Annotated in this window: 11 protein-coding genes; 7 read left to right on the forward strand and 4 right to left on the reverse strand. The window is 51.8% G+C overall.

Going from position 1 to position 14,889, the window contains the following annotated elements; translation table 11 throughout:
* Nucleotides 1-128: 128 nt before the first annotated feature.
* Entirely contained in the window at nucleotides 129-2,771 is a 2,643-nt protein-coding gene (gyrA, locus tag A6A26_RS19535) for a DNA topoisomerase (ATP-hydrolyzing) subunit A (RefSeq protein ID WP_063880274.1), read from the reverse strand.
* Between the two features lie 457 nt (nucleotides 2,772-3,228).
* Between gyrA and A6A26_RS19540 the strand changes: the two genes are divergently transcribed.
* From A6A26_RS19540 to yfaE, 5 genes are all read left to right on the forward strand, one after another.
* Nucleotides 3,229-3,813 carry a hypothetical protein gene (locus A6A26_RS19540; protein WP_063880275.1) on the forward strand — a complete coding sequence of 195 codons (585 nt, stop codon included), beginning with the start codon at nucleotides 3,229-3,231 and terminating at the stop codon, nucleotides 3,811-3,813.
* Nucleotides 3,814-4,789: 976 nt separating this feature from the next.
* Nucleotides 4,790-5,518: a bifunctional 2-polyprenyl-6-hydroxyphenol methylase/3-demethylubiquinol 3-O-methyltransferase UbiG gene (ubiG, locus tag A6A26_RS19555; protein WP_063880278.1), complete on the forward strand. Its 729-nt coding sequence runs from the start codon at nucleotides 4,790-4,792 to the stop codon at nucleotides 5,516-5,518.
* A 454-nt stretch (nucleotides 5,519-5,972) separates the two neighbouring features.
* Nucleotides 5,973-8,258: a class 1a ribonucleoside-diphosphate reductase subunit alpha gene (gene nrdA / locus A6A26_RS19560; protein ID WP_063880279.1), complete on the forward strand. Its 2,286-nt coding sequence runs from the start codon at nucleotides 5,973-5,975 to the stop codon at nucleotides 8,256-8,258.
* A 78-nt stretch (nucleotides 8,259-8,336) separates the two neighbouring features.
* Nucleotides 8,337-9,467 (forward strand): class Ia ribonucleoside-diphosphate reductase subunit beta, encoded by a 1,131-nt coding sequence (gene nrdB / locus A6A26_RS19565; RefSeq protein ID WP_063880280.1) that lies wholly within the window; start codon nucleotides 8,337-8,339, stop codon nucleotides 9,465-9,467.
* Nucleotides 9,468-9,469: 2 nt separating this feature from the next.
* Complete coding sequence (yfaE, locus tag A6A26_RS19570; protein WP_063880281.1) at nucleotides 9,470-9,730, forward strand: class I ribonucleotide reductase maintenance protein YfaE; 261 nt, start codon at nucleotides 9,470-9,472, stop codon at nucleotides 9,728-9,730.
* Nucleotides 9,731-9,800: 70 nt separating this feature from the next.
* On the opposite strand, the gene A6A26_RS19575 is transcribed toward yfaE, so the two are convergent.
* Complete coding sequence (locus tag A6A26_RS19575) at nucleotides 9,801-10,190, reverse strand: RidA family protein (protein ID WP_063880282.1); 390 nt, start codon at nucleotides 10,188-10,190, stop codon at nucleotides 9,801-9,803.
* Nucleotides 10,191-10,334: 144 nt separating this feature from the next.
* Here A6A26_RS19575 and A6A26_RS19580 point away from each other — a divergent pair, with 144 nt between their 5' ends.
* Complete coding sequence (locus A6A26_RS19580; protein WP_063880283.1) at nucleotides 10,335-10,952, forward strand: TetR/AcrR family transcriptional regulator; 618 nt, start codon at nucleotides 10,335-10,337, stop codon at nucleotides 10,950-10,952.
* A gap of 73 nt (nucleotides 10,953-11,025) precedes the next feature.
* Here the strand turns inward: A6A26_RS19580 and A6A26_RS19585 are convergent, their stop codons facing one another.
* Nucleotides 11,026-12,222: a nicotinamide mononucleotide deamidase-related protein YfaY gene (locus A6A26_RS19585; RefSeq protein ID WP_063880284.1), complete on the reverse strand. Its 1,197-nt coding sequence runs from the start codon at nucleotides 12,220-12,222 to the stop codon at nucleotides 11,026-11,028.
* Nucleotides 12,223-12,439: 217 nt separating this feature from the next.
* A complete protein-coding gene (elaB, locus tag A6A26_RS19590; RefSeq protein WP_063880285.1) occupies nucleotides 12,440-12,751 on the reverse strand; it encodes a stress response protein ElaB in 312 nt (103 codons plus the stop codon).
* A 343-nt stretch (nucleotides 12,752-13,094) separates the two neighbouring features.
* Here elaB and A6A26_RS19595 point away from each other — a divergent pair, with 343 nt between their 5' ends.
* Nucleotides 13,095-14,753, forward strand: coding sequence for a glucan biosynthesis protein D (locus A6A26_RS19595; RefSeq protein ID WP_063880286.1), 1,659 nt, complete (start codon nucleotides 13,095-13,097; stop codon nucleotides 14,751-14,753).
* The last annotated feature ends 136 nt before the right edge of the window (nucleotides 14,754-14,889 follow it).

Below are 14,889 nucleotides of genomic sequence, written 5' to 3' on the forward strand. Positions count from 1 at the left end.
GAGCGCGACCGCAGTTTGGGAATGTTTGACCTTACCGGAAATCATCCTTGCTAAAACACCAGCGCAAAAAAAACGGCAGGTCGGGTTGCCCCTGACCTGCCGTTCATGACTCACGTGCGTTGGATGACTTACACGTCGTCATCCGCTGCGGGGACATCGTCGTCGTCGTTGTCGACTTCAGGCACGATATCTTCATCCCCTTCCGCGACGCTGCCGTCGATAGAATCCAGCTCTTCTTCTTCCACCGGCTCCGCAACGCGTTGCAGTCCGACCACGTTCTCGTCTTCCGCAGTACGAATCAGAATCACACCCTGGGTATTACGGCCCACGATGCTGACTTCAGATACCCGCGTACGCACCAGAGTGCCTGCATCGGTGATCATCATGATCTGATCGCTGTCGACCACCTGCACTGCGCCAATCACCGGACCGTTACGCTCGGTCACTTTGATGGAGATAACGCCCTGCGTAGCACGCGACTTGGTCGGGTATTCGCTGTTAGCTGTACGCTTACCATAGCCGTTCTGGGTGACCGTCAGGATAGCGCCCTCTTCGCGCGGCACGATGAGTGAAACCACCCGATCGTTCTGCGCCAGCTTGATACCACGAACGCCCGAGGCGGTACGGCCCATGGCACGCACGGCAGATTCGGCGAAGCGCACCACTTTACCCGCAGCCGAGAACAACATCGCTTCATCGTTACCGTTGGTCAGCGCGACACCAATCAGCTCATCATCATCGCGCAGGTTAATGGCAATGATACCGGCGCTGCGTGGGCGGCTGAACTCTTGCAGACCCGTTTTCTTCACTGTACCGCTTGCGGTTGCCATGAAGATGTTGAAGCCTTCGGTATATTCGCGCACGGGCAGAATCGCCGTGATACGTTCGTTGGCTTCAAGCGGCAGCAGGTTGACGATGGGACGTCCACGCGCACCACGGCTGGCTTCCGGCAACTGGTAGACCTTCATCCAGTAGAGTCGGCCACGGCTGGAGAAGCACAGAATGGTATCGTGGGTGTTGGCCACCAACAGACGATCGATAAAGTCTTCTTCTTTAATGCGTGCGGCTGACTTGCCTTTGCCACCACGGCGCTGCGCTTCATAATCCGTCAGTGGCTGGTATTTCACATAACCCTGATGCGACAGCGTAACCACCACGTCTTCCTGATTGATCAGGTCTTCGATGTTGATGTCAGCGCTGTTCGCGGTGATTTCCGTGCGGCGCTCATCACCAAACTGATCGCGCATCAGTTCAAGCTCTTCGCGGATGACTTCCATCAAGCGCTCTGAGCTTCCCAGGATGTGCAGTAACTCGGCAATTTGATCCAGCAGCTGTTTGTACTCATCCAGCAGCTTTTCATGCTCAAGACCGGTCAGTTTCTGCAGACGTAAGTCCAGAATGGCCTGAGCCTGTTGCTCGGTCAGGTAATACTGGCCGTCACGAATACCAAACTGCGCCTCCAGCCACTCCGGGCGGGCTGCATCGTCACCTGCGCGCTCCAGCATGGCTGACACGTTGCCCAGATCCCACGCTTGTGAAATCAGGCCCGCTTTGGCTTCCGCTGGCGTCGGTGCACGGCGAATCAGTTCGATGATCGGATCGATGTTAGCCAGCGCAATCGCCAGGCCTTCAAGGATATGTGCGCGATCGCGCGCCTTACGCAGTTCAAAAATAGTACGACGCGTCACCACTTCACGACGATGGCGAACGAAGGCTTCAAGAATCTCCTTCAGCGCCATAATCTTCGGCTGGCCCTGATGCAGTGCCACCATGTTGATGCCGAAAGAGGTTTGCAGTTGAGTCAGTGAATAGAGGTTGTTAAGGACCACTTCACCGACTGCATCGCGTTTGATTTCAATGACGATGCGCATGCCGTCTTTATCGGACTCATCACGCAGGGCGCTGATCCCTTCGACGCGTTTTTCTTTCACCAGCTCGGCGATTTTCTCGATCAGGCGAGCTTTGTTCACCTGATACGGAAGTTCGTGAATGATGATCGTTTCACGCCCGGTTTTGGCATCCACTTCTACTTCGCCACGGGCACGAATATAAACCTTACCACGGCCGGTGCGATAGGCTTCTTCAATGCCGCGGCGGCCATTGATGATTGCCGCTGTCGGGAAGTCAGGCCCCGGAATGTGTTCCATCAGCCCTTCAATGCTGATGTTTTCATCTTCGATATAAGCGAGGCAGCCGTTGATCACTTCGCGCAGGTTATGCGGCGGAATGTTGGTTGCCATACCCACTGCGATACCGGACGAGCCGTTTACCAGCAGGTTAGGGATTTTGGTGGGCAGAACTTCAGGGATCTGCTCTGTACCGTCGTAGTTCGGAACGAAATCGACGGTCTCTTTTTCCAGGTCAGCTAACAGGTCGTGGGCGATTTTGGACATGCGCACTTCGGTATAACGCATCGCCGCAGCGGAGTCGCCGTCGATGGAGCCGAAGTTGCCTTGACCGTCCACCAGCATGTAACGCAGGGAGAAAGGCTGGGCCATACGTACAATGGTGTCGTAAACGGCAGAATCACCATGCGGGTGATATTTACCGATAACGTCACCGACGACGCGGGCAGATTTTTTATAGGGTTTGTTCCAGTCATTACCCAGTTCGCTCATCGCGAAAAGTACGCGGCGATGCACTGGCTTCAGGCCATCACGCACATCGGGTAAAGCTCGGCCAACGATGACCGACATGGCGTAATCGAGGTAAGAATTTTTTAACTCTTCTTCGATATTAACCGGTGTAATTTCTCTCGCAAGGTCGCTCATGGAGCCGCTATCCCTCTACTAATCCCGGATTTTAAAGGTGCGAAAGTATATCATAGAGCCGCACGTGAGGGAAAAGTAAAGCAACGACAACCACGAGGTTTTTCATCCCTTACTGGCACAAATTTAACCAAGGCAGGTACAACACGAAAATGCACCTTACAGGCGATGCTGGACACAGAGTGAAACGTATAATTTTCGACCAATAAACAGGTTTACTTCGGCATCAGCCACTCTTATCACTCCTTGATAATCACAGCAGTTGAGGCAGTCGTGTGACATGTTGAATTGTTGCTTTATGACCGCCACTCTAAATTGCAGAAAACCAGGATTAATCCCAAAAAACATCTTTCACGCTCAGTTCCACTGGCTCTGATTGAATTACTCATTCTAAGGTACTTCAAAATCAAAGAGTAAATGTTATGATATTAAAAAAATTAATGTAACCGTTGGCTATCCTATGAATATATCACTGGTTGAAAACACAGGTCTTTATTATATTATCGAGCGTATTTACCCTCGTGACGGACTCATTCCTGATAATTTTTCTTTTGGTGGAATTTCCCCCTCACTCGTTCAGATATATCGCATGGTGATTAGCCTCTCCAGAAAGCAAGATATGTATATGGAGGGAGCAAAAATCAACCCTGCAAATATCACTCTTTGGCAGACTATAAAATATTCGTTTGGCACCCCGGTACAGACAAAATACACAGGTGATTTAGTGTATACGCTGGCATTTTCAGGTTCGTTAGCCTCCTTTTCAGCACTCCCTGACTCTGATGTATTGGATATACCTAAAAACTTGACCAAGCCCAGAACAACCAGAATTTCACCAACGATCAATTATGGGAAAGACCCTATACCTAACATTATTCTTTACGGGAACAAAAACGTAAAGTTCACTATGGATAATGGTGGAATAGATACACCTACGGCAATGGCAAAGTACAATAGCAATACAAAAGAAACAAAATTAGTTACTGATAAAACAGAACTAAAAAAATCAATGCTTGATCTAAAAAAACATGGTGTAACACTATGAATAACAAGTTTTTTTATTTATTTTCAATAATATCATCACTGTTCTTATTTTGTCTCGGCTTTAATTTCCATTATGAAATTTTAACGCTATCTTCTGCCTGTCAAGATTTTTTTTCTGGTAACATCAGTAGCTTATTTTATAATAAAACTATTACTGGCCTCACGTTATCAATATTTTGTTTACTCGCTGCATTTATTCTTAGAAAAAAATCAGCACGCGTAAAAAAAATCATAACCCAACAATTCATTCAAATACTAACATCGATAATTGCAATAACAGTCAACTCCAAGATAAAACCCATTCCATGTGAAAGCATTACCACTGGATATCCACTGAACATCTTCCTGGCTTTTTTATTCGGTTTTATTATTAGCATGATATTTGTTTTAAAAAGGAGAGAACCTTGATTTTTAAAACCATAAAAAAAGGGTTCAGACTCTGCATGAATTACGAAGAAAAAGATTCGAAACTCGAATACTTCATCTTCCTGGTTTTCCAGCTAGTCTGGTTTTCGCTCTACCTGTCCTTTCTGGCGGACGATTCCCTTTCAATCCTGCTGATCATTGCATTTATTATGCCTCTTATTTCCAGCAGTTTGCGGTGCCTTAACTATCTGAACAGAAGCCGTGCGATTGGTTTTTTGTGGATACCCTTTCCCTATTTCATGGCTTTAATCCCTTTGTTGCTAACCAGAAAACACATAACGTAAGCGCGTTTTTTGTCTCGCCGTTTTACCCTTACGCCAACTGCGATCAGGCCATCTTTAGCTTCCGGTCATCATTCTGATAGTGCTGATAACATAATCACATTTCAGTTGCTCCCTCCTTTCGGCTTGCCAGTGAAACATTCTCTTTTGTCATCGTGCCTTTCGATTTAAGCCAGGTTTGGCTATGACTGCTGACTCTTCAGCCTACGGCCTGGTTCAGCTTGAGGTATACTCCCAACCATCAACGCTATTAGCCGGAGTAACAAGGTTATGATTTCAACTTCACAGGAAAGCGGTCAGAACGTTGACCATAAGGAAATTGCCAAGTTTGAGGCCGTTGCCTCGCGCTGGTGGGATCTGGAGGGCGAATTTAAACCGCTGCACCGTATTAACCCTCTGCGGCTGGGCTATATTGCACAACACAGCAACGGGCTGTTTGGCAAGAAGGTGCTGGATGTCGGCTGTGGCGGCGGTATCCTGGCCGAAAGCATGGCTCGGGAAGGCGCAGTGGTCACCGGATTGGATATGGGTGCTGAACCGCTGGAAGTCGCGCGTCTGCACGCGCTGGAAAGCGGCGTCACGCTCAGCTATGTGCAGCAGACGGTGGAAGAGCACGCCAGCCAACACGCGGGCGAATACGATGTGGTGACCTGCATGGAAATGCTGGAACATGTGCCCGATCCGCGTTCGGTGGTGCACGCCTGCGCGCAGCTGGTGAAACCCGGCGGTGAGGTGTTCTTTTCTACCATTAACCGTAATCCCAAAGCCTGGCTGATGGCTATTTTTGGCGCTGAGTATGTTCTGCGCATGGTGCCGCGCGGCACGCATGATGTGAAAAAATTTATCCGCCCTTCCGAACTGCTGGGCTGGGTCGATGAAACGCCACTGCGTGAGCGCAATATGATTGGCCTGCACTACAACCCCATCACCGATAAGTTTCGTCTGGGTAACGGTGTTGATGTGAACTACATGATACACGCCCACCACGGCGACGCCTGATCCGCCGCAGCGTGCGGCTCTGCCCACGCTGCTGTCATCCTGTTGTCATGTGCTCGCGCTAATTTTCCCCTGGGGCGGTTCTGTGTCATCGGAGCCGTGACATTTGCACATTTTGCTGATGCCTGCTTTCTGGTGTCTGAAAAACTTGCGCAATGTTTGAAAAATCAGCGGTCGATCATAAATTGCAATATTTTCTCTGGATGGTTGACATGACCTGCGGCCTTACGAGACGCGGCTTAAGAAAACCCTTAGAAAATACAACCCCCGTAGACATCATTTTTTCCTCTTGTTAAGCGCCAGCAAAATACTAGAATAAGCCTCCATATTGTTATACATATCTTCGACAACCCCAAGATGTAGTGTTTATCCACAACATTATTCACAATGAATATGCTGTGCATAAATCGGGATTTCTTTTAATTATTGGATACTCACGCAAAGGTAAAAACGCGACATGAACCAAAGTCTGCTCGTTACTAAACGCGATGGCCGCCAGGAGCGCATTGATCTCGACAAAATTCACCGTGTCCTCGACTGGGCGGCCGAAGGGCTGAACAATGTGTCGGTTTCACAGGTAGAGCTGCGTTCCCACATTCAGTTTTATGATGGCATCAAAACGTCTGACATCCATGAAACTATCATTAAGGCCGCTGCAGACCTCATTTCTCGCGATGCCCCTGATTATCAGTATCTGGCTGCGCGACTGGCTATTTTCCACCTGCGCAAGAAAGCTTACGGTCAGTTTGAACCCCCAGCCCTGTACGATCAGGTTGTTAAGATGGTCGATCTGGGTAAGTACGACCGCCATCTGCTGGAAGACTACAGCCGTGAAGAGTTCGAGCAGATGGACGGCTTTCTCGACCACTGGCGTGACATGAATTTTTCCTACGCGGCGGTGAAGCAGTTAGAAGGCAAATATCTGGCTCAGAACCGTGTATCCGGTGAAATCTATGAAAGCGCACAGTTCCTGTATATCCTGGTCGCAGCCTGCCTGTTCTCAGCTTATCCTCGTGCGACCCGCATGGATTACATCAAGCGTTTCTATGATGCGATCTCGACCTTTAAAATCTCACTGCCGACGCCCATCATGTCCGGTGTGCGTACGCCTACGCGTCAGTTCAGCTCGTGTGTGCTGATTGAGTGCGGCGACAGTCTGGACTCCATCAATGCCACTTCCAGTGCGATTGTGAAATACGTTTCTCAGCGTGCGGGCATTGGTATTAACGCCGGCCGTATCCGCGCGTTGGGTAGCCCTATCCGCGGCGGTGAAGCCTTCCATACCGGCTGTATTCCGTTCTACAAACACTTCCAGACCGCCGTAAAATCCTGTTCGCAGGGTGGCGTCCGTGGTGGTGCAGCCACGCTGTTCTATCCCATGTGGCATCTGGAAGTCGAAAGCCTGTTAGTTCTGAAGAACAACCGTGGCGTTGAAGGCAACCGCGTTCGTCATATGGACTATGGCGTGCAGCTCAACAAACTGATGTACCAGCGTCTGCTTAAAGGCGAAGACATCACGCTGTTCAGCCCGTCAGACGTGCCTGGCCTGTATGATGCGTTCTTTGCCGATCAGGACGAATTTGAGCGTCTCTACACCAAATACGAAAAAGACAGCAGCATTCGTAAGCAGCGTGTCAAAGCGGTTGACCTGTTCTCGCTGATGATGCAGGAACGCGCCTCAACGGGCCGTATCTACATCCAGAACGTCGATCACTGCAACACGCACAGCCCGTTTGACGCCAGCATCGCTCCCGTGCGCCAGTCTAATCTGTGCCTGGAAATTGCGCTGCCAACCAAACCGATGAGCGACGTTAACGACGACAACGGTGAAATCGCGTTGTGTACGCTGTCGGCCTTTAACCTGGGTGCCATCGAAAGCCTGGACGACCTGGAAGAGCTGGCAACACTCGCGGTGCGTGCACTGGATGCCCTGCTCGATTATCAGGACTACCCTATCCCGGCCGCACAACGCGGTGCAATGGGTCGCCGTACGCTGGGTATTGGCGTAATTAACTTTGCTTACTACCTGGCGAAACACGGTGTACGTTACTCCGACGGCAGTGCCAATGGTCTGACGCACAAAACGTTTGAAGCCATTCAGTACTACCTGCTGAAAGCGTCCAATGAGCTGGCGAAAGAGCAAGGTGCCTGCCCGTGGTTCAATGAAACCACTTATGCGCAGGGCGTGCTGCCGATCGACACCTACAAGAAAGATCTGGATGCGATCTGTAATGAGCCGCTGCACCTGGACTGGGAAACCCTGCGTGAGCAGATTAAAACCCACGGTCTGCGTAACTCGACGCTGTCCGCGCTGATGCCGTCTGAAACCTCATCGCAGATTTCAAACGCAACCAATGGTATTGAGCCACCGCGTGGTCATATCAGCATCAAGGCATCCAAAGACGGTATCCTGCGTCAGGTTGTGCCGGAGTATGAGCGCCTTAAAGATCAGTACGAACTGCTGTGGGATATGCCGTCGAACGATGGTTACCTGCAACTGGTCGGCGTGATGCAGAAATTCGTCGACCAGGCGATTTCGTCTAACACCAACTACGATCCGTCACGTTTTGCCAACGGCAAAGTGCCGATGAAGCAGTTGTTAAAAGATCTGCTGACCGCCTACAAGTTTGGCGTTAAGACACTCTATTATCAAAACACCCGTGATGGTGCGGAAGATGCACAGGATGATCTGGCACCTTCTATTCAGGATGATGGCTGCGAGAGCGGCGCCTGTAAGATCTGACGGTCGGGCGGGAAGCCTTTCCCGCCCACATTTTCCCGCGAGGCCGGTGCTGAGCCTCGTCTACTTTGGACAGTTTTTATGGCTTACTCCACTTTTTCACAGAACAAAAATGACCAGTTGAAAGAGCCGATGTTTTTCGGTCAGTCCGTTAACGTGGCGCGTTTTGACCAGCAGAAATACGACATCTTTGAAAAACTGATCGAAAAGCAGCTCTCCTTCTTCTGGCGTCCTGAAGAGGTTGATGTTTCACGTGACCGCATCGACTACCAGGCACTGCCCGATCATGAAAAACACATTTTCATCAGCAACCTGAAGTACCAGACCTTGCTGGATTCGATTCAGGGACGCAGCCCGAACGTGGCACTCCTGCCGCTGATCTCCATTCCTGAACTGGAAACCTGGATCGAAACCTGGGCGTTCTCAGAGACGATTCACTCGCGCTCTTATACGCATATCATCCGCAACATCGTCAACGATCCGGCTGTGGTGTTTGACGATATCGTCACCAACCAGCAGATTCTGGCGCGTGCCCAGGATATCTCGAAGTACTACGATGACCTGATTGAGATGACCAGCTACTGGCATCTGTTAGGTGAAGGCACACATCAGGTCGCGGGTAAGTCCGTTACCGTCAGCCTGCGTGCGCTGAAAAAGCAGCTTTATATCTGCCTGATGAGTGTCAATGCGCTGGAAGCGATTCGTTTCTACGTCAGCTTTGCCTGTTCATTCGCGTTCGCCGAGCGTGAGCTGATGGAAGGGAATGCGAAAATCATCAAGCTGATTGCCCGCGATGAAGCCTTACATCTGACCGGCACCCAGCACATGCTGAACCTGCTGCGCACGGGCGAAGACGATCCTGAAATGAAAGAGATTGCCGCTGAGTGTCGTCAGGAGTGTTTTGAGCTGTTTAAGAAAGCGGCGTTGCAGGAAAAAGAGTGGGCGGAATACCTGTTCAGCGGCGGCTCAATGATCGGCCTGAACAAAGATATCCTGTGCCAGTATATTGAATACATCACCAATATTCGTATGCAGGCAGTTGGCCTCGACCTGCCGTTTGAAACACGCTCGAACCCGATTCCCTGGATTAACGCCTGGCTGGTGTCGGACAACGTTCAGGTGGCCCCGCAGGAAGTGGAAGTCAGCTCTTACCTGGTCGGTCAGATTGACTCCGAAGTGGGTGAAAACGACTTCGACGACTTCCAGCTGTAATAATGAGCCGTTCTGTTGTTATTCTGCGCAGCTCCGGTACCCGACTGGAGTGCGCAGACGATCACCCCAACCTGCTGACCATGCTGGAAGCCAACAATCTGTGTGTTGAATTCCAGTGCCGCGAAGGCTACTGCGGCTCCTGCCGTATGCGGCTGCTGAGCGGTGAGGTCGACTACGCGGAAACACCGCTGGCTTTCATTGAGCAGGGCGAGATTCTGCCCTGCTGCTGTAAGGCGAAAGGCGACATTGAGCTTGAGCTTTAACGCCTGAGCCGTCCGCGTTTAAAAACCGTAATCCCGACCGGGTTGCGGTTTTTTTATGCCCACGGATAGTTCAGGGAATACGCGCAATCACCTTAATTTCAAAATCAAACCCCGCCAGCCAGGTCACGCCGACCGCCGTCCAGTTGGGATAAGGTGCCTGAGGAAACAGGGCATTCTTTACCTGCATGATGGTTTCAAACTGATGTTCAGGATCGGTATGAAAGGTGGTGACGTCGATAAGATCGTCCAATGTGCAGCCCGCCGCCGCCAGAGTTTGCCGCAGATTATCAAAGGCAAGCGCTACCTGAGCGGCAAAATCCGGCTCTGGCGTGCCATCTGTGCGGCTGCCGACCTGGCCGGAGACAAACAGCAGGTCACCAGAGCGGATGGCAGCAGAGTACCCATGCATGTCATACAGCGCATGGCGTCCTTCGGGAAATACGGCCTCACGAGTCATCATACAATCACCTTTAATCGATTTAGGGTCAGTAAGTCATGCACGCATCACCTGCTTGATTTAAGATACATGTCGTATATGAAATAGAACACAGATACGTGTCGTATGTCAAAGCCAAATACGGTACGTATCTGAAAAGGAGGAGAGATGACAGCACGGCCACGCGCGGTCACGATGGAAGAGAATCGCGTCAAACTGATATCCGCAGCACGCAAAGCGTTTGCAGAAAAAGGCTTTGCAGCCGCATCCATGGATGAGCTTACCGCCAGCGTCGGGTTAACCCGGGGAGCGCTCTACCACAACTTTGGCGATAAGCGCGGCCTGCTCGCCGCCGTTGTAGCGGAAGTCGATAGCGAAATAGCCCATCGGGCCAAAGAGAGAGCGGCGGGTATAAAAGACAGCTGGAACCAGCTACTGGAGGAAGGGATCGCGTACATTCACATGGCGCTCGACCCTGAAGTCCAGCGAATTGTGTTACTGGATGGCCCGGCCTTTCTTGGCGATCCCTCTCTCTGGCCCAGCCAGAACGCCTGCCTGGCTGCCACGCAAAGCGCGCTGAGTGAGATGGTTAAGAACGGAGTAGTGAAGCCGGTGGACGTCGAAGCGGCAGCCCGCTTGCTCAACGGTGCCGCTTTTACTGCCGCATTGTGGGTGGCCGCCAGTGATGATCCTCAGGCGACCTTAGCGAAAGTGACGGCGACATTTAACGTGCTGGCGGGGGGATTACTGCAGCCTACGGCATCATGCCAGCCGAGACCGGAGTAGCGTTTTTGCAGAAGAGCCGAACAAACAGCCCGGATGTGCAGGGCCGCCTTCACGCAATGCGGCCCTGTAATCCTTAGTGCTTAACCGTTTCGATTACGTCAATCCAGCCGTGGCCTGTGCTTACCTCACTGCCGTGCAACCAGCGCCGCAGCATATTCATCGCCATCATCGCCACGACTTTTTGCCGGGTTTCCAGGTTGTGGCGACAGTGGCTGAACTTCACGCGTTGCCCCCATGTGGCCTCTGGCGTATGGAGCGCAACGGAGATTTCGCCTTCGCGTAGATTGCCTACCGACAGGGCTAACGGTGTCTGAAGCCTCGCCGCCAGCGCCTGAGTACGCATTACCTGTACTTCAAGACTTTCGTCCTGCTGCGGTAAAATTTCGGTGGCGCTCAGGGGAACCTCAGCTGAAGCCAGCTGCCAGTTCAGTAAACCTGCGGTGTACTGCTCGCTAATCGCTAGGCGCCAGTTACGCTGATGCAGCTCACGCGCCAACAGTGCAGGCAGCCCCTCGGTGCCTTCAAAAATCGTGCACTCCGCCAGCAGCAAACGCACCTGTTGCCAGACCTGCTCCATTGCAACACGCTGGGAGGCCGGCCCGGTCAGTTTGATTTCGATAATGGGCATCGACGAGCGGTAGCCCATCAACACGTTCTCTGGCAGGGGCAGCGGCTCCAGTTCATTGGCAATGTCACTTTCCCCACGACCAAAAGTGGTCAGGCGCAGACAAAGCGGCGGCTCGGGCAGTTCAAATTTGTCTTTCAGGCGGGGAATGATTTGTTGCTCAACCATCACTTTAAATTCTGAAGGCACGCCAGGGGTGAAAAACAACCAGCAGCGGTTGAGTTGCATGGCGAACCCACAGGCGGTACCGACCGGGTTATCCAGCATTTCAGCGTTAGCGGGGATTTCTGCCTGCTTACGATTACTGTCTGCCATCACCCGTCCGCGGCTGGCGAACCAGGCTTCCATGGTTTCCAGCCAGTCTTCCTGCATGACCAGCGCTACCCCGCTCGCTTTGGCCGCCGCCTGAGCACTGAGATCGTCACTGGTAGGGCCAAGACCGCCGTTGACGATGAGAACGTCCGCCTCAAGGCTACGCGCCTGTAGCGTCTCCACCAGCGATGACAGGGAGTCACCGACCGTCGTACGGCTGGTCATCGGCAGCCCGTGCTGAAATAACACATCAGCCAGCCAGGCCGCGTTGGTATCGACGATTTGACCATGTAACACTTCATCGCCCGTGGACAGCATTTCAACTCTAATCACGTTCTTTCTCCTTGTGCCAGTCACTTCACTTTAGGAAGCCCCTGCGTAAAACACAATCTGTAAGGCGGATTTAGCACAGAATAAGACCTTTTCAGGCGGGACAGGCGGGAGAGTAAAACAGCGGGACTAACAATGCGGGTGCGAAGCGGCCGGAATTCAAAAACAAAACGGACAGGACGAAGCCTGCCCGTTGTACGTGATGTAGTGCACGTTACGATTAACGGCGAGCCAGCAGCAAGCCTAAAATCAGTCCCGCAGTCGCACCGATGCCGATGCCTTTCCACGGTTTCTCATGTACGTAGTCATCGGCACGGTAAGCCACCTGCTTAGCACGATAGTAGTAGCTATCGGATGCCTGGCTAACACGTGACTTTACATCTTCCAGCGCTCGTTCAGCTTTGGTTTTGAGTTCGATATATTTCTGGTCGGCCGGATCGCCTGATGACTTCAGCACTTCTTCCAGCGTTTCGGTCAGCAGTGCGATATCGTCGTCATAGCCTGTTTCGAAAGGTTCAGTCTGTTTTACCATCATTTCCTCCATGTGAATTGCAAAGCACAAAGGTAACTATAGCCATAAAATAGGGCTTTGCGCGGAACCCGACCAGGAATCGCCTGAAAATCAGCATAAGTAAACCGAACGCGAGTCAATCTGTGTCACGCTGAGCGCTACGCAAAGAAGTGTAAGAGATGGCCTGCTGGCCGTAATTTCGCTTCGCTTATTTGATTTATCTGATAAATTTTTAGCGAACTGAATTTTTCTCTACGCCGACTGTCGTACCCTGCTGTTGCCTGTAATAATCAGGCCATGTGCATAACAATGTGCTGACACGACAGTCACAACAAACTCGAACAGCTAAGGAATGATCTCTGGCATGAATCGAAGAATGTTTATGAAAGCGTCAATGGCCTTCTCCGCAGTAAGCGGGATGACAGGCTTATCGACGCTGTTCGCGCAATCCGCCTGGGCAGACGATGGCATTGCTGACGGAACCGCAGTACGCTTCGATTTCGATGAGTTGAAGAAGAATGCGGCCGCGCTGGCTAAAAAACCCTGGGGCGGCGCACCAGGCCCTCTTCCACCCACGCTGGCGACCCTAACACCGCAGGCATACAACGACATTCAGTATGATGCCAGCCACTCTCTGTGGAACAATATTCCCAATCGCGAACTGGATGTGCAGTTCTTTCACGTAGGAATGGGATTCAAACGCCGCATCCGTATGTTCTCCGTGGACAGCGCCAGCCGTGAAGCACGTGAAATTCATTTCCGTCCTGAGTTGTTTAATTACAACGATGCCAAAGTCGACACTAAACAGCTGGAAGGCAAAACCGATCTTGGCTTTGCGGGCTTCCGCGCGTTTAAAAAGCCTGAGCTGGCCCGCCGCGATATCGTCTCTTTCCTGGGTGCCAGTTACTTCCGTGCGGTCGATGACACTTATCAGTACGGCCTGTCCGCCCGTGGCGTGGCAATCAACACGTTCAGCAATGGTCAGGAAGAGTTCCCCGACTTTACGGCGTTCTGGTTTGAAACGCCGAAAGCCGAGGACACCACGTTTACCTGCTATGCCTTACTGGACGGAGCCAGCATCACCGGCGCCTATAAGTTTGTCATTCACTGCGAAGCCGAACGCGTGGTGATGGAGATTGAAAACCATCTCTTTGCCCGCAAGGATATTCGCCAGTTAGGCATTTCGCCGATGACCAGCATGTTCAGCTGCGGCACCAACGAACGTCGCATGTGTAATACCTATCACCCACAGATTCACGACTCCGATCGCCTGGCGATGTGGAGCGGTAAAGGGGAATGGATTGCCCGTCCGTTGAATAATCCTCAGCGTTTGCAGTTCAACGCCTATGAAGATGAAAACCCACGTGGTTTTGGTCTGCTGCAGCTTGACCATGACTTCGAGAATTATCAGGACGTTATCGGCTGGTATAACAAACGTCCGAGCCTGTGGGTTGAACCAGTAGGCAAATGGGGCAAAGGCGCCATCAACCTGATGGAAATTCCTACGACCGGTGAAACGCTCGATAACATTGTTTGCTTCTGGCAGCCCGCTGAGCCCATTAAAGCCGGCAGCGAATACAGTTTTGCCTACAAGCTTTACTGGAGTGCCCTACCGCCTGTACAGAGCGATCTGGCGCGCGTGGATGCAACCCGTACCGGCATCGGTGGTTTCCCTGAAGGCTGGGCACCCGGCGAGCACTTCCCGGATGTCTGGTGCCGTCGCTTTGCTATCGATTTCATCGGTGGTGATTTGCAGGCCGCGGCAGCGAAAGGGATTGAGCCGGTAATTACCGTTTCATCCGGTACTTTCAAACAGGTTGAGATTCTCTATGTCGAACCCATCAAGGGCTACCGCATTCTGTTCGACTGGTATCCCAACAGCGACGCCGTCAAACCGGTTGAAATGCGTCTGTTCCTGCGGACAAAAGAGGAAACCCTGAGTGAAACCTGGCTCTATCAGTACGTTCCGCCGCCGCCGGATCAGCGTAAATACGTTGATGACCGTCAGATGACGGTGAGTTAATCGTTCAGGCTTGACCTAAATGCATCCCAGGCGCTCTGCCGGGATGCATTTTTTTTGCCCATCATCTCCTGCAGCGCGTGGTGAATGCGCACCCGTCAGCGCGCCTCTCTTTTCAAACCTGCTCCGTTTCGCCCAG

The sequence above is a fragment of the Pantoea sp. OXWO6B1 genome, assembly GCF_001641135.1.
Taxonomy (GTDB): Bacteria; Pseudomonadota; Gammaproteobacteria; order Enterobacterales; family Enterobacteriaceae; genus Pantoea; species Pantoea allii.